The following is a 19,110-nucleotide window of genomic DNA, read 5'->3' as shown; positions in this document are numbered from 1 at the left end:
TCGTGACGGTTCGGAGGATAGCGGGGTACACTGGGCCCCGTCAAGCAAGATCTTTACGACCATGAAATTAATTTCTCACCGCCCCGGCGAGCTGAAGCAGATGGTGCAGTGCCTGGAGCTCTACTACCGCCAGGGGCGCAGCCAGAAGGACATCGCCAGCGCCCTGGGCGTGTCGGCGGCCACCGTCTCCCGGCTGCTCAAGCGCGCCTTCGACGAGGGCCTGGTCCGCGTGGAGCTGGATCTCCCCCGCACCCAGGAGCTGGAGACGGCCCTGACCGAGCGCTTCGGCCTGCGCGACGTGGTGGTCATCGCCGCCGGCGGCCGCAGCGACGTGAAGGAAGAGCTGGGGGTGGCCGCCGCGGCCTACTTCGAGAAGGTCGCCGCCAACGGCATGCGGGTGGGCCTCTCCTGTGGTTTCACGCTCTATCACACCATCCGGGCCCTGCGGGAGCGCCGGGTCCGCGACCTGGCGCTCTATCCCCTCTCCGGAGAAAGCACGCTGAAGCTGGTGGACCTGTCGCCCAACACGCTGGTGGGCATGATGGCGGCCAAGTACCGTCCCCCCGTGACGGCCTACGCCCTGCCGGTGCAGCACCTGGTCTCCCTCCGGCAGATCGAGCGCGAGCGGCGACGGCTCTTGCGCGACCCCGAGGTCCGGCAGATCTACGAGGCGGCCCAGGCGGTGGACATCGCGCTGGTCGGCGTCGGCCAGATCGGCGAGCAGACGCCGGGCTTCTGCTCCCTGGCCGAGTCCTACGGCGTGAGCGTCAAGCGGCTGCGGGAGTTCGGGATCGTGGGCGAGATCAACTACCAGCCCTTCGACGCCGAGGGCCGGATCGTCGACGAGCCCGAACTGCGGGCGCTGATGCGGCGGGTCCTGTCGGTGGGGGGCGAGCGCCTGCAGGAGCTGTCGCGCCGTGACGACCGCTATGTCATCGCCGTGGCCGGCGGCAAGTCGAAGATCGAGGCGGTGCGCGGCGCGCTGCGGGGCCGGTTCATGAACGTCTTGGTGACCGACGAGGATGTCGCCCAAGCGGTCCTCAAGCGCTAAGCGGGCCGACGGCGCGCCGGGCAGGATCCGGCGACCACGAGCTCTGGCGCCAGGCACCCCGCTGTGCCGTTCCCATACACCGTCTGGCGCGAAGTCCTAGGCGGCGCGAACGGGTCGGCGGACCCTGCCCGGCGCGCCGCCGGCCCGCTTAGCGCGGGAGGGATTCCTCCTCGAAGGTCCCGATGCGCCGGAACTTCTCGTACCGCTCGCTGACCAGCGTCTCGGGGCTCTTGGCCCGCAGCTCCCGGAGGTGCTCCGTCAGCACGGCCCGTAGATTGGCCGCCGCCCCCTCCCAGTCCCGATGGGCGCCCCCCGGCGGCTCGGGCACGATGGCATCGATCACGCCGAGCCGGAAGAGGTCGCGCGCGGTGATCTTCATGATCTCCGCGGCCTCCGACGCCTTGGCCGCGTCGCCCCAGAGGATGGCCGCGCAGCCCTCCGGTGAGATGACGGAGTAGACCGCGTGCTCGAGCATGAGCACGCGATTGCCCATGCTGATGGCCAGCGCGCCGCCACTGCCCCCCTCGCCGGTGACGACGGCGACGATGGGGGTGCGGAGCGCGGCCATCTCGCGGAGATTCCGGGCAATCGCCTCGGCCTGGCCGCGCTCCTCGGCGCCAATGCCGGGGTAGGCGCCGGGCGTATCGATGAAGCTGATGACCGGCTTGCCGAACTTTTCGGCGAGCTGCATGAGTCGGCGCGCCTTGCGGTAGCCTTCCGGGTGGGGCATCCCGAAATTGCGCGCGATCTTCTCCCGCGTCTCCCGCCCCTTCTGGTGACCGATCACCACGACCCCGTAGCCGTCGAAGCGCGCGAGCCCTCCGACGATCGCCGGGTCGTCGCCATAGAGCCGGTCGCCATGGAGCTCGATGAAGTCCTCGAGGAGCAGTCGGCAGAAGTCGCGGGTGTGGGGGCGCCGCGGGTAGCGCGCCAGCTGCGTCGTCTGCCAGGCCGTGAGGCTGGCGAAGGTCTTCTGCCGGAGGCGCTGGAGCCGCTCCTCGAGCTTGGCGATCTCCTCGCGCTGGGCGGGATCGTCCTGAGCCTGGAGCTCCGCGATGCGGGCCTCCAGCTCCAGCAGCGGCTGCTCGAACTCAAGCGCTTCCGGCATGCTCGACGGTGGCGGCGGTGGGCCCGAGCAGCGCGCCCAGCTTGGCGAGCAGCTCGGGGTGGGGATCAACCGCGAGGCCGCGCGACCTCACGACGACCTCCTGGGACGGCAACAGGAGGTGGACGAAAACGGGGACACGTCCCGGGTGCTCGGCGCAGAGCTGCTTGACGGCGGCCAGCAGGGCTTTGTGATCGTCCACCGCGCCGATGCGGACCCGGAGCGTGGTCGGCTCTCCGGTGGCGGCCAGCGCAGGTCCGTTGGCCAGCGCCCGCTCGAGCGGCCGGACGTCGTCGGCGAGCACCACGCGTCCCTTGTCACTGTCGTCGATCCGTCCCCGGATGAGCAGCGGCTCGCCGGCGTGGAGCGACTCCGCCGCGGCCTTGAACGGTTCGGGGAAGATGGTCACCTCGACCGTGCCGTCAATGTCCTCCAGCGTGAGAAACGCCATGCGATTGCCGCTCTTGGTCGACGTCTCCTTGAGGCCGACCACCTGGCCGAAGAGGAGCACGCGGCTGCCGGGGCTCTTGGCGACCAGCTCTCGCGAGCGCGTGATGCCGAGCGATTCCACCAGCGGCTGGTAGCGGGCCAGCGGGTGCCCGGAGACGTAGAAGCCCAGCACCTCCTTCTCGAACGCCAATCGCTGGTCGGTGTCCCATTCGGGGACGGGCGCCACGGCCTCGGCGGTCCGCTGGGCCGGCGCCGGGGGCAGCAGGTCGAAGAAGGAGGCCTGGCCCTCGGCGCGCTCGCGTTGCTGTCGCTGGCCGGCCTCGAGCGCGGTGTCGGCGTTGGCCATCAGGTGGGCGCGCGGCAGCCCCAGGGAGTCGAAGGCGCCGGCCTTGATGAGGCTGTCCAGCACACGGCGGTTCACCAGCCGGAGATCGACCCGCGCGCAGAAGTCCTCGAGGCTCTTGAAGGGGCCGGCCTCGTCGCGGGTGGCCAGAATCGATTCCATCGCCGCTTCGCCCACGTTCTTGATCGCGGCCAGCCCGAAGCGGATGGCCTCGCCCCGGACGCTGAACCTCACAGTCGACACGCTGACGTCGGGCGGATCGACCCGGATGCCCATCGCCCGGCACTCTTCGATGTACTTCACGATCTTGTCGGTGTCGCCCATTTCCGACGTCAGCAGCGCCGCCATGAACTCCACGGGATAGTTCGCCTTGAAGTAGGCCGTCTGGTAGGCGACCAGCGCGTAGGCCGCCGCATGCGACTTGTTGAAACCATACCCCGCGAACTTCTCCATCAGCTCCCACACGTGCTCGGCCTTGGCCTGCCCGGTCCCGCGCTCGCGGCAGCCGGCGATGAACTTCTCCCGCTGCTTGGCCATGAGATCACGGTCCTTCTTGCCCATGGCGCGCCGGAGCGCGTCCGCCTCGCCCATGGTGAAGCCCGCCATCTCGGAGGCGATCTGCATGATCTGCTCCTGGTACACCATGATGCCGTACGTCTCGCGGGTGACCGTCTCCATCGCCCGGTGCTCGTAGGTGATCTTGGCCCGGCCGTGCCGGCGATTGATGAAGTCGGGGATCAGATCCATCGGCCCCGGCCGGTAGAGCGAGACGATGGCGATGATGTCCTCGAAGCGCTCGGGGCGGAGGCCGCGGAGGGCGTCCCGCATGCCCGCCGACTCCAGCTGGAAGACGCCGAACGTCTTGGCGTCGCCCAGGATGGCGTAGCTCCGGGGGTCGTCGAGCGGTAGCGCGTCGAGGTCGATCTCGATCCCCCGCGACTGTCGGATGAGCGTCACCGTGTTGGCGAGCACGGTGAGCGTCCGCAACCCCAGGAAGTCCATCTTGAGGAGGCCGAGCTTCTCGATCGGCCCCATCGCGTAGCCCGTGATCAGCTCGGGCCGCTTGGGGTCCTTGTAGAGCGGGATGTACTCGTCGAGCGGGTCGTCGGCGATGACCACCGCCGAGGCGTGGACCGAGGCGTGCCGCGTGCACCCCTCGAGCGTGCGGGCGACCTCCCACAGCTCGCGCACGTTCCCCTGGGTCCGCACCATCTCGGCCAGGGGCGGCGATTTCTGGTACGCCTCCTCCAGCGTGATGTTCGAGGGGAAGGCCGGCACCAGCTTGGCGATCCGGTCGACGTCCGCATACGTCATCCCCAGCACGCGGCCCACGTCGCGGATGGCCGCCTTCGCCCCCAGCGTGCCGAACGTGATGATGTGGGCAACCCGGTCACGCCCGTAGCGGTCCGCCACGTAGCGGATGACTTCGTCCCGGCGGTCGTCGGCGAAGTCGATGTCCATGTCCGGCATCGAGATCCGTTCCGGATTCAAGAACCGCTCGAACAGCAGGCCATACCGAATGGGGTCGATGTTCGTGATGCCGAGGCAGTAGGCGACGAGCGAGCCGGCCGACGAGCCGCGCCCGGGGCCGACGGTGATCCCCTGCTCGCGCGCGTAGCGGATGAAGTCCCAGACGACCAGGAAGTACCCCGCGAAACCCATCTTCTCGATGATGCTGAGCTCATGGCCCAGCCGGGCCTCGACCCCGTCGCCCGGCGTCGACCCGTAGCGCCGGCGGAGTCCCTCGCGGGCCAGGTGCTCGAGGTAGCTCTCGAGCGTGTGGCCGTCGCGGACGACGTAGCGCGGCAGGTGGAAGCTTCCGAACTCGAGCGTCAGATTGCAGCGCTCGGCCACGGCCAGGGTGTTCCGGCAGGCCTCGGGCAGCTCCGCGAAGACGCCGGCCATCTCCTCGGCGGACTTCAGATAGAACTCGTTGGTCGCGAACCGCCAGCGCTTGGCGTCGAGCAGGGTCGTCCCGGTCTGGATGCAGAGCAGCGCCTCATGGGCCTTGGCGTGGCCGGCCTCGAGGTAGTGGGAGTCGTTGGTGCCCACGATGGGCGCGGCGAGGGCCCGGGCGATGCGGAGGGTCTCTCCCGTGACCTTCGCCTGCTCGTCCAGGCCGTGAGCCTGGACCTCCATGAAGTAGTGATCCTTGCCGAAGACCTCCCGGTGCCAGCCCGCCGCCTCCTGGGCGCGCTCGGCCTCCCCCGCCGAGATGAGCCGCGATACCTCGGAGTTGAGGCAGCCGGAGAGGACGAGCAGGCCATCGGCGTGGGCGGCCAGCAGCTCCCGGTCGACGCGCGGCTTGTAGTAGAAGCCCTCCAGGTACGCCCGGGACACGAGCTTGATGAGGTTCTTGTAGCCCGTGAGGTTCCGGACGAGGACGGTCAGGTGGTTGGCGCCCTCGTAGCCTCCGTCCTGCGATCCGCGCTCCTTGCGGCTGCCGGGCGCCACGTACAGCTCGCAGCCGATAATGGGCTTGATGCCAGCCTTCTGGGCGGCCAGGTAGAAGTCGATGGCGCCGAAGAGGTTGCCGTGGTCGGTGAGCGCGAGCGCCGGGAAGCGCAGCTCCTTCGCCCTGAGGACGAGCCTTTCGAGCTGGGCCGCCCCGTCGAGGAGACTGTACTCGGAGTGGACGTGGAGGTGGACGAACTCGCTGTGCTGCATGTCAGATCGGGTCACTCCCACTCGATCGTGCTCGGCGGCTTGGAGGAGACGTCGAAGACGACCCGGTTGATGCCCTTCACCTCATTGCTGATCCGGCTGGAGATCCGGCCCAGGAGATCATAGGGCAGCCGCGCCCAGTCGGCCGTCATCGCGTCCTGGCTCATCACCGCCCGCAGCGCGATCACCTGCGCGTAGGTGCGGAAGTCTCCCATGACGCCCACCGTGCGCACCGGCAGCAGGACCGCGAAGGCCTGCCACAGCTCGCGTTCGAGCCCGGCCGCGCGCACCTCGTCCTGGACGATGGCGTCCGCCTCGCGCAGCCGGTCGAGGCGCTCGGGCGTCACCTCGCCGAGCACCCGGATGGCGAGGCCCGGACCGGGGAACGGCTGGCGCCAGACGATCTCGGATGGAAGACCCAGAAGCTCACCGACCCGTCGAACTTCGTCTTTGAACAGCTCTCGAAGAGGTTCGAGCAGCTTGAAGGTCATCTTCGTCGGCAGCCCGCCTACATTATGGTGCGTCTTGATCGTGGCCGACGGCCCCTTGAAGGACACCGACTCGATCACGTCGGGATAAAGCGTGCCCTGGGCCAGCCAGGGGATCTCCCCGAGCCGCCGGGCCTCGTCCTCGAAGACCCCGATGAACTCCGCCCCGATGCGCTTACGTTTCAGCTCGGGATCCGTGACGCCGCGCAGCGCGTCGAGGAAGCGCCGGGAGGCGTCGACGTGAACGAGGTTCATCTTGAAGGCGTCACGGAAGGTGTGGACGACGGACTCCGGCTCCCCTTTCCGGAGCAGGCCGTTGTCCACGAACATGCACGTGAGCTGATCGCCGACGGCGCGATGGACCAGGACCGCGGCGACGGCGGAGTCCACGCCCCCGGACAGGGCGCACAGCACGCGGTCGCGCCCCACCTGGTCGTGGATCGACCGGACCGTCGTGTCGATGAAGGAAGCCATGGACCACGAGCGCTTGACCTTGCACACCTCGAGAAAGTTCTCAAGGACCTTCCGCCCCTGGGGGGTGTGGGCCACCTCCGGATGGAACTGCACTGCGTAGAGCCGGCGATGCTCATCGGCCATGGCGGCGACGGGGCAGTTCGGCGTCGAGCCGAGCATCTCGAATCCCTTGGGAGGTCGCAGTACGGTGTCTCCGTGGCTCATCCAGACGCTGAGCCGTCCCTCGTGCTCGGGCTCGATCCCCTCGAACAGCCGGCTGGAGCCGTGGAGCGTCACTTCGGCAGCCCCGTACTCGCGCCGCTGGGCGGGTGCGACGTGGCCGCCCAGGAGGTAGCCCATCGCCTGCATGCCGTAGCAGATGCCGAGGATCGGCACCCCCGTCTCGAAGAGCGCCTTCGGCGGCAGGGGTGCGCCCTCCTCGTACACGCTCGAGGGCCCACCGGAGAGGATGATCCCCCGGTAGGCGTCGGCGAGCAGCGCGTCGAGAGGATGGGTGCAGGGGAAGATCTCGGAATAGACGGACATTTCCCGGATCCGGCGGGCGATGAGCTGGGTGTACTGCCCTCCGAAATCGAGGACTGCGATCTTGTCGGCCGCGTCCACAGACCGATCCGCGGCCGGGCTACCGGGGGCGCCCGAGCTTCTGAGCCTGCTGGAAGACCTTGCCCTCGGTCTTGATCGCCGGGGCGATGATCAGCTCCGTCAGCTGGAGTTCGCGGATGTTGCGCGCCCCCACCGAGCCCATGCACGTGCGGATGGCGCCGACGAGGTTCAGCGTGCCGTCCTCTGTGAACGCCGGGCCGAAGAGAATCTGCTCCAGCGGCCCGGCGATGCCGACGCGGATGCGCGTGCCGCGCGGCAGGTTCTGGTGCGGCGTGGCCATGCCCCAGTGGTAGCCACGCCCCGGGGCCTCGATGGCGCGGGCGAAGGCCGAGCCGATCATGACGGCGTCGGCGCCCGAGGCCAGGGCCTTGCAGACGTCGCCGCCCGTCGTCATACCGCCGTCGGTGACGATGGGCACATAGCGCCCCGTCTGCTTGTAGTAGAAGTCGCGGGCGGCCGCCGAGTCGGCTGTGGCCGTCACCTGGGGCACCCCCAGCCCCAGCACCTCACGGCTGGTGCAGGCCGCGCCCGGCCCCACGCCGATCAACAGCGCGTCGGCGCCGCAGTCCATCAGCTCGAGACACGCTTCGTACGTGACGACGTTGCCGATGATCAGGGGAATGGCGAGCTGCTTCTTGAGACGACGGAAATCGACCGGCGCGTACTCGGTGGCGATGTGGCGCGCCGTGGTCACGGTGGACTGCACCACGAAGACGTCGGCCCCCGCCTCTTGCGCGATCTGCGCGAAGCGCTCCGCGCGCTGGGGAATGGAGGAGACGACCGCGGGTCCACCACCCTTTTTGATCTCCTGGATCCGCCGGTGGATCAGCTCCTCCTTGATCGGCTCGCCATAGATCGACTGAATGATCTTGGTGGCTTCCTCCTGGCTGGCCGAGACGATCCGTTCCAGCACTTCGTCGGGATTCTCGTAGCGGGCGAAGATGCCCTCCAGGTTGAGCACGGCCAGACCGCCCAGGCGGCCCATCTCGACCGCCAGGCGCGGTCCCACCACGCCATCCATGGCTGCCGCGATGATGGGCAGGTCGAACCGGCGCCCACAGAGCTCCCAGGAGATGTCGACCTCGTTCGGATTGACGGTGACGGTCCCGGGGACGAGCGCGATATCATCGAACCCGTACGCCACCCTCGCCTTACGGCCTCGGCCGACCCACATCCCCATCAGAGCCCCCCTTCTCCGCGGGTTAGAAGTCGTCGCAGCGCCCCTGTATATAGGGATCGCCGCTCATCCCTACACTAGATTTAGTGTAGTATAGCCGCCCCGCCCCGGTGTGTCAACGCGCGCGCCCCTCAGCGGCCGGCCCGCTCGTACAGGAGCCGGAGCCCCTCCAGCTTCAGGTCGGGGTTGACGTGCTGGATCGAGCGCGTCACGCCGGCGATCAGCGAGACCAGACCTCCGGTGGCCACCACCGCGGGGGCGCCGCCCATCTCGTGCTTCATCCGCTCGACGATCCCGTCCACGAGGCCCGCCCAGCCGTAGACGACCCCCGACTGGATGTTGGTAATCGTGTCGCGGCCGATCGCCTGGGGCGGCTGCACCAGCTCGACACGAAAGAGCCGCGCCGCGCGGCTGATCAGCGCCTCCACCGAGACCCCCAGCCCCGGCGCGATGGCGCCGCCGATGAATTCGCGGCGGGCGTTGACGCAGTTGAAGGTGGTCGCCGTCCCGAAATCGACGACGATCAGCGGCACCCCGTAGAGCGCCTCGCCCGCCACGGCGCCGAGGATCCGGTCCGGACCGACCTCGCGGGGATTCTCCACCGCCAGCACCAGGCCCGTGTTGACGCCAGGCTCCACGAAGAATGCGGCGCGCCCGAAGTACTTCTCACACATCCACTCGAGTATCTGCTGCACCGGGGGCACGACGTTCGAGATGGCGATGCCGGTGACGTCCTGGGGCTGGATGCCCCGCGTGCGCAGCAGCGTCTCGATGAAGACGCCGTACTCGTCCGCAGTCTGCTCGCGGCGGCTGGTGAGCCGCCACGACACGCGCAGGCGGGCGCCGTCGAAGACGCCGATCGTGGTGTTGGTGTTGCCGACGTCGGCGACCAGGAGCACGGCTAGTGCCGTTCCAACGTGGTGGTACTACATCTGGCCAGGAACGACGTACACGGTGCCTCCCTCGGCGCGAATCGGTGGAACGGCACTAGCCTTCGATGGGGCCGGCGAGCACGCGCCGGAGGCCCGGGCCGTCCTGGAGCAGGAGCGCGCCCTCCAGATCGACATCGACCGCCAGGCCCGCCCGGCCGTCGACGCTGATCCGCCGTCCGATGGTCTCGCTCAGCGCGAGCCAGCGCTCGCGCACGGGCGCGAAGCCGTCCGCCTCCAGACGGCCCCGCCAGAGGTCGAACGCGCCGAGGAGTGCGCCCAGGACCGGCTCCCGTTCCACCGTGCGGCCGGTCTCCAGCGCGATCGATGTCGCCCGCCCCTCGAGCTCGGCCGGGAAGCGCCGCTGGGTGAGGTTCACGCCGATGCCGACCACGACGGTCGCGGCCGCCGCGCCGATGCGCGACTCCAGGAGGATACCGGCGATCTTGCGGTCGCGGACGAGGACGTCGTTCGGCCACTTGAGCGTGGGCCGGAGCGCGGCGACCCCGTCCAGTGCCTCGGCCACGGCGATCGCGGCGGCGTAGGACAGCAGCGGCAGGCGCGGCAGCGCCAGGCGCGGGCGGAGCACGATCGAGACGAGAAGGCCCGTGCCCGGCTCGTCGTTCCACGCCCGGCCGCGTCGTCCTCTCCCGGCGGTCTGGTGATCGGCGAGGACGACGGTGCGATCGGCCGCGCCTCGCTCGGCCAGCTCGAAGGCCACGGCCTGCGTCGATTCCACGGCGCCGAGCCTGACGATCGCCGGCGCCGACGCGGCCGGGGGACGGGCCCCTTTCACCGCGGCTCTTCTCGGATCCAGGCCAGGCTCCCTTCCAGCTTGGCCTGGAGCTGGCGCTGCTCGGCGAGACGCTGGCGTTCCTTCTCGACAACCGGAGCCGGCGCCCGCTCGACGAACTCGGGCCGGGCCAGCTTGGCCTCGAGGAACGCGACGGCGTCGGCCGCGCGCTTGATCTCCTTCTCGAGCCGCGCCCGCTCGGCGATAAGGTCCACCACGCCGGCCAGCTTCACGTAGATCTCGGAGGGGCCCACCACGGCGAGCGCCGAGCCGGCCGGGCGCCGCGCCCGGGGGTCGCTCGTCAGGCGGCCGCGCGCCAGGGCTTCGATGAGCGGGGCCTGGGCGGCAAAGAGCGCCTCGTGCTTGCCCACCGGACGCAGCGTGACCTCCAGGGTGACGCCGGGCGCGATCCGCATCTCGCCCCGGATGTTGCGCACGGCGGTGATCACGTCCATCACGGCGCCCATGGCGCGCTCGGCATCGCCGTCCAGCTGGCGGCGGGTCGCCCGCGGGTACGGTGCCACCATGATCGACTCCCCTGCCCTGGCGCGATCGGGCAGGCGCTGCCAGATCTCTTCCGTGATGAACGGCATGAAGGGATGGAGGAGCCGGAGCGTCGATTCCAGAACCGTGACGAGGCGGTGCTGGGTCCTCAGGCGCTCGGCGGGTTCGGCCGGGCGGTAAAGCGATATCTTGGCGATTTCCAGGTACCAGTCGCACAGCTCGTGCCAGAGGAACTGGTAGATCGCCGACGCCGCGTCGTTGAAGCGATAGCGCCGCAGGTGCTCGCGGACCGACGTGATGGTGGCCGCGAGCCGGCTGGCGATCCAGCGGTCGGCCAGCGCGGGCGCGAGCTTGCCGGCGCGCCCCGGGTCGTAGCCGTCGAGGTTCGACAGCACGAACCGCGCCGCGTTCCAGAGCTTGTTGGCGAAGTTGCGGTACCCCTCGATGCGCTCCTCGGCCAGGCGGATGTCCCGGCCCTGGGCGGCCAGCGCGGCCAGCGTGAAGCGGAAGGCGTCCGTCCCGTACTGGTCCATCATCACCAGCGGATCGATGACGTTGCCCTTCGACTTCGACATCTTCTGGCCTTCGGCGTCGCGCACCAGGGCGTGGATGTAGACGTCGCGGAACGGGACGTCACCCATGAAGTGCAGCCCCAGCATCGCCATGCGGGCCACCCAGAAGAAGAGGATGTCGAAGCCGGTGACGAGCACCGAGGTGGGATAGAAGGTCTTGAGCTCAGCCGTGTCGTCGGGCCAGCCCAGCGTCGAGAACGGCCAGAGGCCGGACGAGAACCAGGTGTCGAGCACGTCCGGGTCCTGGCGCAGCAGGCCCCGGCACCGGGGACAGGCCGTCAGGTCGGTGCGCGAGACATGCACGGAGCCGTCGGCGTCGCAGTACCAGGCGGGAATCCGATGGCCCCACCAGAGCTGGCGCGAGATGCACCAGGGGCGGATGTTCTGCATCCAGTGGTCGTAGGTCTTGGTCCAGGCGCGCGGCACGATCTTGATCCGCCCCTCGCGCACCGCTTTGATCGCTCTCTCGGCCAGCGGCTTCACGTTCACGTACCACTGCTTGGACACCAGGGGCTCGACGATCGTCCGGCAGCGATAGCAGACCCCGACCGCGTGGCGGTAGGGTTCGATCCGGTCGATGAGCCCGAGCTTCTTCATGTCCTCCACGATCTGCTTCCGGCACGCGAAGCGGTCGAGGCCGGCGTACTTCCCCGCCTCGGCCGTCATCTTGCCGTCGAAGCCGATGACGGTGCGGATCGGGAGGTTGTGCCTCCGCCCGATCTCGAAGTCCACGGGATCGTGGCCCGGGGTCACCTTGATGACGCCGGTGCCGAAGCCCGGGTCCACCGCCTCGTCGGCGACGACTTTCATCCGGATCGTGCCCTCCACCGAGGGGATCTCGAGCTCCTGTCCGACGTACTGCGCGTAGCGCTTGTCCCGGGGGTGGACGGCCAGGCCCGTGTCTCCGAGCTTGGTCTCGGGGCGCACGGTCCCCAGCGTCAGTGGACCGTACTTGATGTAGACGAACTCCGCGTCCTGCTCCTCGCGCTCGACTTCGAGGTCGGACAGCACCGTCTGACACCGGGGGCACCAGTTGACGATGTAGTCATCGCGGTAGACCAGCCCTTCCTCCCAGAGCCGCACGAACACCTCGCGGACGGCACGGGAGAGCCCCGGATCCATGGTAAAGCGCTCGCGCGACCAGTCGCACGAGCAGCCCAGGCGCTTGAGCTGGCGGATGATGGTCCCACCCAACTCCTGCTTCCACCGCCAGACCCGCCCGACGAAGGCTTCGCGCCCCAGGTCCTCCTTCGTCTTGCCCTCGGCGGCGAGCTGGCGCTCGATGACGACCTGCGTCGCGATCCCCGCGTGGTCCGTCCCGGGCACCCAGAGTGTGTTGAAGCCGTCCATCCGCTTCATGCGGACGAGGATGTCCTGGAGCGTATCGTTCAGCGCGTGGCCAATGTGAAGCGATGCGGTCACGTTGGGGGGAGGGATCACGATGCAGTAAGGCTTCTTCGGCGAGGCGGGATCGGCGTGGAAGTAGCCACGCTTCTCCCACTCCGGGTACCAGCGCGCCTCCACGACGGACGGATCGTAACGGTCCGCGATCGGTGGCGGCGGGGAGCTCATGAAGGAGCCGTCATTGTAGCACCGGAGTGGCGGCGGTGAGTCGCCACTGACCGCCGCTCCGATGGAACGTCAACGCCCACGGCCCGAGATCGCCCGCCGACGCGGCCACCGACACCGCCGCGGGATTCGCCCCGTCGGGCGCGTCGCAGGCCAGCTCCCGCTCGAGCCGAGCGGGCAGCTTCTGACGGAGCTGGGCGTCGGGCACCAGGGTCGTCAGCGCGGCGCGATTGCCGGCGGCCAGCGCCTCCAGCAGCCCGGCCACCGAACGGTGCAGCGCGAGGTGCCAGGCGTTGTATTGCCGGCGGGCCACGCGGACGAAGGTGCCGGCGTCGGAGGCCAGGCGATAGACATCCTCCTGCTCCGTTTGTTGATCGCAGCCGGGGATCCAGCCGGGGTAGTGCAGCTCGTAGCGGATCCGGACCTCGCCCCCGCGCACGCGGTACTCGCGGGCCATGAGGCCATCGGGAAAGAGCTCGGCCGTGCTCCAGACGATGGCGATGTCGTCGCCGCGCTGGCGGACGAGGTCGAACCGGAGCGCGCGTGTCCCCCGCCCGGTGAGCAGGCCCTCCCACACGACGAGGAACTGCGGACCGGCGGCCGCCGGGGGCAGCTCGTAGAGACCGGGACGCCCCTCGCGCTGCATCGCGGCGATGAGCTGCGCCTCGCCGCGGGGGGCGCCGTACACGCGCACCGAGCTGCTTCCCGCGCCCTCGCTCACCTGAAAAGCGCCGACGGTGAGGCGGCCGATGCGTGCGATGCGGAGCGAGGCGCCGCCCCACGCTTCCGCGAACGCGTCCAGACGATCCTGAAGGAACGCCGGCGAGGCGAAGACGTCGCCACTGGCGAGGTTTTCGACGACCTCGTCGTCCAGGAGCGCGAAGATCTCGCGGTAGGCCTCGCCGGCGCGCGCGGGATCGGTGACCTCGGCGAGGGTGAGCCGCGTCGCCGCCAGCGTCCGGAAGCGGTCCAGCCGATCGGAGGCGTCGGTGGCCCGCCCCGGCGCGGCGACCAGCACGATGTGCGCGAGAATCGCCAGCGACACCAGCAAGGTCCGTCTCACGGGCCTATGGTACAACAGAGCGGTGAGGCTGCCGCGGCTGGCGGTCCTGGACCGGTACTTCCTGCGCGAGCTGCTGGCGCCCTTCGCGCTCGGCGTCGCCCTCTTCACGTTCTTCCTCATCATCGATCGCATCTACCACCTGACCGAGCTGGTGATCACCAAGGGCGTGCCGTTCCATCTGGTGATCCAGCTCCTCATCTTCATGCTCCCCTCCTTCCTGGCCCATACGCTGCCGATGGCGCTGCTGGTCGCCGTGCTCCTGGCCGGGGGCCGCATGGCGGGAGACCTGGAGATCGTGGCCTTCAAGGCCGCCGGCGTGAGCCTGCTGCGGTTGTTCCGTCCGGCGTTGCTGGCCGCCCTCATCGTCACCCTGACCACCGCCGCCCTGACCCTGGTCCTGAACCCGCTGGCCAATCGCGAGTTCCAGGGGCAACTGTTCAAGATTCTGCAGGCGCGGGCGGTCAGCGGGCTCAAAGAACGGATCTTCAACACGAGCTTCGCGGACCTGACGATCTACGTGGAGGATATCAGCGCCTCCCAGGTCGGGCTGCGCGGCGTGATCGTCTCGGACGAGCGGGACCCGAAGCTCACCCGCATCATCACCGCTCGGGAGGGGCGTCTGCTCACCGACGAGGTCAGCCGCCGGATCACCCTGCGCCTGCTCGACGGCGGCCTCAACGAGGCCGACGTGGATCCGGTCGATCCGCCCAGGGAGATCGTGACGGAGGGGCCGCCACCCGGCGGCGCCGCCGACTCCCGCCGCTACCGGTACACGGCGTTTTCCATCTACGACATGACGCTGGCCCTGGAGTCGCCGCTCAAGGCAGCCGTGCGGCTCGACAAGCCGGAGAAGGATCTGGGGCTCCGCCAGCTGCGTCAGAAGATCGAGGCGCTGCCAGACGACGCCTACACCCGGCGGCCGTACGAGGTCGAGTTCCAGAAGCGCTTCGCATTTCCGGTGGCGGCGCTGGTCTTCTCGGTGCTGGGCTTTCCGCTGGCGGTGCGGTCCCATCGGGGAGGGCGGAGCGTGGCGCTGGTCGGCACGCTCGCCATCCTGGTCACCTATTATCTGATTCTGACCACGCTGGAGGGCCTGGCGCTTCGGGAACGGCTGCCCATCGCGGCAGCGATCTGGACGCCGAACGTCCTCTTCTCGATCCTGGGCGCCGCACTGCTGACAGCCACCGCCCGGGAGTGGCGGGCACCGCGCCTGAGGGCCCTCTGGCGCGCCTTCGATTTCGCCTGGCAGCACCTGCCGCGGCGGCGCGGGCGGCGCGTGGAACGCTTCAGCGGGACCGGGCGCGAGACGACCTACATCGTCGACCGCTACCTGCTCCGGCGGTTGCTGGCCTTCGTCGGCATCGGCCTGGCGGTGGCCGGCGCCCTCTTCGTGGTGGTCGATCTGCTGCAGACTCTCGACCGCTACCTGCGGGTGAAGCCGCCGTTCACCTACATCGTCCAGCACTTTGCCTTCGCGCTGCCGGTAGCGCTCCATCAGGGGCTGCCCATCGTCATGCTGGTGGCGACGATCTTCCTCTTCCTGACCCTCACCCGGTGGCACGAGCTGACGGCGCTGAAGGCCGCCGGCGTCAGCCTGTACCGGGCCAGCGCGCCGGTGCTGCTGTGCGGGCTCGTCGCCGCCGTGGCAGCGGGCCTCTTTCAGGAGTTCCTGCTCCCCATCCTCAACGAGCGGGGCGAGGAGGTGGATCGCGTCAAGATCAGGGGCCAGCTCCCCCGCCACTTGCAGTCGCGCACGCGCCTCTGGCTCCGCAGCTCGGACACCCGGTTCTACCGGGTGGAACTGCTGAACCCGGCGACGCAGGACCTCTACGGGGTGACGGTGCTCGAGATCGACGCCGACTTCCGTCTTGTCAGCCGGCTCGACGCGCGCCAGGCCCACTGGACGCCCACCGGCTGGGAGTTCAGGAACGGCGCGATCCGCGAGATCGACGGGCACGGCCGGGTCACCACGATCCCGTTCGCCCGGACCGCGCTCGGGCTGGAGGAGAGCATTACGGACTTCACCGAGATCCAGAAGCCCCCGTCGGCGATGAGCTACCGGGAGCTGCGCGAGTACGTTGCCCGGCTGGAGTCAGCCGGGTTTCAGGTCAAGAAGTACCTGGTGGACCTGTACTCCAAGCTGTCCGATCCGCTGAAGAACCTGATCATGGTGCTGGTCGCCATTCCCTTCGCGCTCCAGTCGCCGCGCGGCGGACGCGTCTACGCCATCGCCCTGGCGATCGCCATCATGGCGGCCTACATGGTGGTCGACTACTCCGCCCGGGCCTTCGCGCGCGCCGATCTGCTGCCGCCCCTGCTCGCGGCCTGGACGGCCAACGTTATCTTCCTCGGACTCGGCGCCTCCCTCTTCCTCCGCGCCCGCACCTAGTACCGTTCCAACTTGTTGATACTAAATCTGTCCACGAACGACGTACACGGTGCCTTCCTAGGCGCGAATAGTTGGAACGGCACTAGCGGTCTCCGGATTCAGCATCGAGAAGGGTGGTGCGCGCGACGCGGGCTTTTGAGAGCCGGCTCCGCCGGCGCAATCCCTTCCTGGGGGAGGCCTCGGAGGGGGCCGTAACGTCCGCCCCCTCCGACTAATCTAGCGGTTGGCTTCGGTGAGGGCGCGCAGCGTCTCTTCCAGACGCTTCTGCTCCGCGCCGTACTGGGTCCAGTCTCCCCGTCGCAGCGCGTCCTGCGCCCGCTGCCAGATCTCCCAGGCGCGGTGGCCCAGGGCGCGGAGCGGAGGCGCCGGCTCACGCTGCCCACCGGGACCGAGCGCCGGGACAGCGGCCGCGGGGCTGGCGAGCCGCCCGCCGAAGACGCGGGCCAGCGATTGCTCCAGCGTCGGCTCCATCGCGATCTGATTGCCGTAGGCGACGATCACGCGGCGGAGCTCGGGGAGCGCACCCTGCTCGGACGCCGCCAGGTAGAGCGGCTGGACGTAGATCAGCGACTGGTCGATCGGGATGGCCAGCAGCGAGCCGCGGATCACGGTCGAGCCGCGCTGGTTCCAGAGCGACAGCTGCTGGGAGATGACGGGGTCCTGGTCGATGCGCGCGTCGACTTGGCGGGGCCCATAGACGAGCTTCTGCTTGGGGAAGTTGTAGACGACGAGGCGCCCGTAGTTCGGCGGATCCGAGCGACCGGCCAGCCACGCGATCATGTTGTCCCGGCGGGAGGGGTTGAAGAGCGTCAGTAAAATGAACTCTTCCCGCTTCTCGCCGGGCAGCCGCATGATCGTGTAGTAGGGCTCCATCTCGCGGTCGCGGCCGTCGACGGTCCGCCGCGGGACGGCCCAGAGGTCCTCCTTGTTGTAGAAGACCTGGGGCTCCAGCATGTGATAGACGGCGTACTTCCGCGCCTGGATGGCGAAGAAGTCCTCCGGGTAGCGGAGATGCCGGCGCAGGTCGGCGGGCAGCTCCTCCAGCGGGCGGAGGAGACCGGGGAAGGCGCGGGCGTAGGCGCGCACGATGGGGTCGGTCGAGTCGGCCAGGTAGAACCCGACGGCGCCGTGGTAGGCGTCCACCGTGACCTTGACCGAGTTGCGGATGTAGTTGCCGACGTTGCGGACCGGCTCCGAGTACGGGTAGCGGTCGGTAGTGGTGTAGCCGTCGAGCATCCACACCAGGCGTCCGTCGTCGGTGACGACGATGTACGGGTCCCGATCGAAGCGGAAGAACGGCGCGATGAGCCGCACCCGCTCGGCGACCGCCCGGTGCATCAGGACCCGGCTCTCCGCCGTCAGGTCGTGGGAGAGCAGCATCTTGATCTCGCCGAAGCGCGCGGCGAAGAGGGCCTTGCGCAGGAACGACGAGAGCGGGATTCCACCCGTTCCCCGGTAGGTCGTGTACACGTTCTGGTCGCCGGCCGGGTAATCGAGCTCCTGGGAGCGGGTGCGCAGCAGCACGTAGTCGTTGGAGATCTCGCCGAAGTAGATCTCGGGTCGCGTGATCTTGGCGAAGCCGTCGCTCTTGGGAGGAATGTCCTTGACCAGGAGCTCCGGGAGCCCCTCGGACGTGATCCGGTTCACCGGCCCCACGATCACGCCGTAGCCGTGGGTGAACGTCAGGTGCTCGTTGATCCAGCTCCGCGCCCCCTGCAGGTGGGGGTAGGACAGTTCGCGCGGCGACAGCATGAGCTGCCGGTACTCGCCGTTCAGCGTGTAGCGGTCGTTGTCGACGTCCACGAACTTGTAGTAGGTGCGGATCTCCTGGAGCTGCGCGAACGTCCGGAGGAGCGGCCGGTGGTCCCAGAGCCGGATGTTCTTGATCGTCAGCACGTTGCGCTCGAGCGCCCGGGCATCCAGCGTCTCGTCGGCCGGGAACTCGTGCTCCTCGATGCGATCGAGCCCGTAGGCCTGGCGGGTCATCCGGATGTTGTGGACGATGAACGGCCGCTCGGCGACCAGCTCGTTGGGGGCGACCCGAAAGCGCTGCAGGAGCGCGGGATAGATGCCCAGGCCCACCACCCAGACGGCGACCAGCACGAGCACGCCGGCCCCGACGACCCTGAGGCCTGTGCGCGTGAGCTGCAGCAGGCAGGCCAGGGCGCAGAGGACCGCCAGCACCGCCAGCGCCTGGAGCACGGGCAGCGAGGCGTGGACGTCGGTGTAGGCGGCCCCGTAGATGACGCTGCGTGGGGAGTAGACCAGCTCGAACCGGTCCAGCCAGAACCCGACGCCGGCGAGCGCCAGCAGCAGCGCCCCCAGCACCAGCAGATGCGCCCGGGCGCCGGCCGCCAGCCGCGGGCCGCGCGCCGTCAGCACCAGGCTTCGCTGGAGCACGTAGACCAGGACCGTGAGCAGGAGCGTGCCCACGACGAGCGCGGTGGCCCAGCCGCTCAGCAGGCGCCAGAACGGCAGCGTGAAGACGAAGAACGCCAGGTCCCGGCCGAAGAGCGGGTCGGTGGTGTTGAACGGCACCGCGTTGAGGTAGCCGAGGACGGTTTCCCAGTGGGCGCTGGCCCGCAGGCCCGAGGTGAACGAGATGAACGCGAGCACGATGGGCAGGAACCGGCGGAGGAGCGGCTCGATCACCACTCGGCCGGGCAGGCCGAGCTGGTCCTCCAGCTCCCAGAGCACGTCGGGACGCGCCGTGCGGGCGGCGAAGGTCAGGTTCGCGTAAAGGAACACGAGGACGCCGAGGGCGACGGCGGTGAAGAGCGTGCCTCGGTACCAAAGGGTCGTCAGGAAGACCTGGACGTAGCCGACCTCCTGGAACCAGAGCCAATCCGTGTAGAGGGGGACGATCTGCCCGACGAGGCCCAGGACCAGGAGGACCAGGACGAGCAGGACAGCTGTTTGGGATCGTCTCATCGCTG

11 protein-coding genes are annotated in these 19,110 nt (G+C 69.1%); 2 read left to right on the top strand and 9 right to left on the bottom strand.

The window, feature by feature from the left end:
• The first annotated feature begins 61 nt into the window (after nucleotides 1–61).
• The gene (locus tag VGV13_02955) at nucleotides 62–1,051 is read left to right on the top strand and encodes a sugar-binding domain-containing protein (GenBank protein ID HEV8640038.1); all 990 of its coding nucleotides are present in this window, start codon (nucleotides 62–64) and stop codon (nucleotides 1,049–1,051) included.
• A 148-nt stretch (nucleotides 1,052–1,199) separates the two neighbouring features.
• On the opposite strand, the gene VGV13_02950 is transcribed toward VGV13_02955, so the two are convergent.
• The 8 genes from VGV13_02950 to VGV13_02915 form a co-directional block, all read right to left on the bottom strand.
• Entirely contained in the window at nucleotides 1,200–2,159 is a 960-nt protein-coding gene (locus VGV13_02950; protein ID HEV8640037.1) for an acetyl-CoA carboxylase carboxyltransferase subunit alpha, read from the bottom strand.
• Nucleotides 2,143–5,631: a DNA polymerase III subunit alpha gene (gene dnaE / locus VGV13_02945; protein ID HEV8640036.1), complete on the bottom strand. Its 3,489-nt coding sequence runs from the start codon at nucleotides 5,629–5,631 to the stop codon at nucleotides 2,143–2,145. Before dnaE ends, VGV13_02950 begins: the two co-directional genes overlap by 17 nt.
• Complete coding sequence (guaA, locus tag VGV13_02940) at nucleotides 5,628–7,178, bottom strand: glutamine-hydrolyzing GMP synthase (protein ID HEV8640035.1); 1,551 nt, start codon at nucleotides 7,176–7,178, stop codon at nucleotides 5,628–5,630. Before guaA ends, dnaE begins: the two co-directional genes overlap by 4 nt.
• Nucleotides 7,179–7,197: 19 nt before the next feature.
• The gene (locus tag VGV13_02935) at nucleotides 7,198–8,358 is read right to left on the bottom strand and encodes a GuaB3 family IMP dehydrogenase-related protein (GenBank protein ID HEV8640034.1); all 1,161 of its coding nucleotides are present in this window, start codon (nucleotides 8,356–8,358) and stop codon (nucleotides 7,198–7,200) included.
• Between the two features lie 128 nt (nucleotides 8,359–8,486).
• Nucleotides 8,487–9,254 (bottom strand): type III pantothenate kinase, encoded by a 768-nt coding sequence (locus VGV13_02930; protein HEV8640033.1) that lies wholly within the window; start codon nucleotides 9,252–9,254, stop codon nucleotides 8,487–8,489.
• An 88-nt stretch (nucleotides 9,255–9,342) separates the two neighbouring features.
• On the bottom strand, nucleotides 9,343–10,080 hold the full coding sequence (locus VGV13_02925) for a biotin--[acetyl-CoA-carboxylase] ligase (protein HEV8640032.1): 738 nt from the start codon (nucleotides 10,078–10,080) through the stop codon (nucleotides 9,343–9,345).
• A complete protein-coding gene (locus VGV13_02920; GenBank protein HEV8640031.1) occupies nucleotides 10,077–12,725 on the bottom strand; it encodes a valine--tRNA ligase in 2,649 nt (882 codons plus the stop codon). The genes VGV13_02925 and VGV13_02920 overlap by 4 nt, the downstream gene beginning before the upstream one ends.
• 10 nt (nucleotides 12,726–12,735) lie before the next feature.
• Nucleotides 12,736–13,785: a hypothetical protein gene (locus tag VGV13_02915; GenBank protein HEV8640030.1), complete on the bottom strand. Its 1,050-nt coding sequence runs from the start codon at nucleotides 13,783–13,785 to the stop codon at nucleotides 12,736–12,738.
• A gap of 22 nt (nucleotides 13,786–13,807) precedes the next feature.
• Here VGV13_02915 and VGV13_02910 point away from each other — a divergent pair, with 22 nt between their 5' ends.
• Nucleotides 13,808–16,174 carry an LptF/LptG family permease gene (locus tag VGV13_02910; protein ID HEV8640029.1) on the top strand — a complete coding sequence of 789 codons (2,367 nt, stop codon included), beginning with the start codon at nucleotides 13,808–13,810 and terminating at the stop codon, nucleotides 16,172–16,174.
• 216 nt (nucleotides 16,175–16,390) lie between these two features.
• Here VGV13_02910 and VGV13_02905 read toward each other — a convergent pair whose 3' ends face one another.
• On the bottom strand, nucleotides 16,391–19,105 hold the full coding sequence (locus tag VGV13_02905) for a UPF0182 family protein (protein HEV8640028.1): 2,715 nt from the start codon (nucleotides 19,103–19,105) through the stop codon (nucleotides 16,391–16,393).
• Between the last annotated feature and the right edge of the window lie 5 nt (nucleotides 19,106–19,110).

This window comes from Candidatus Methylomirabilota bacterium, assembly GCA_036001065.1.
In the GTDB taxonomy this organism is placed as follows: Bacteria; Methylomirabilota; Methylomirabilia; order Rokubacteriales; family CSP1-6; genus MNEF01.
The sequence above is the reverse complement of the archived record's forward strand: the minus strand, read 5'-3'. Positions and strand labels throughout refer to the sequence as shown.

Excerpts from the sequence above, each read along its gene's own strand:
- VGV13_02955 (HEV8640038.1), top strand. The coding sequence starts at position 62 with ATGAAATTAATTTCTCACCGCCCCGGCGAGCTGAAGCAGATGGTGCAG.
- VGV13_02950 (HEV8640037.1), bottom strand. The coding sequence starts at position 2,159 with ATGCCGGAAGCGCTTGAGTTCGAGCAGCCGCTGCTGGAGCTGGAGGCC.
- VGV13_02935 (HEV8640034.1), bottom strand. The coding sequence starts at position 8,358 with ATGGGGATGTGGGTCGGCCGAGGCCGTAAGGCGAGGGTGGCGTACGGG.
- VGV13_02920 (HEV8640031.1), bottom strand. The coding sequence starts at position 12,725 with ATGAGCTCCCCGCCGCCACCGATCGCGGACCGTTACGATCCGTCCGTC.
- VGV13_02905 (HEV8640028.1), bottom strand. The coding sequence starts at position 19,105 with ATGAGACGATCCCAAACAGCTGTCCTGCTCGTCCTGGTCCTCCTGGTC.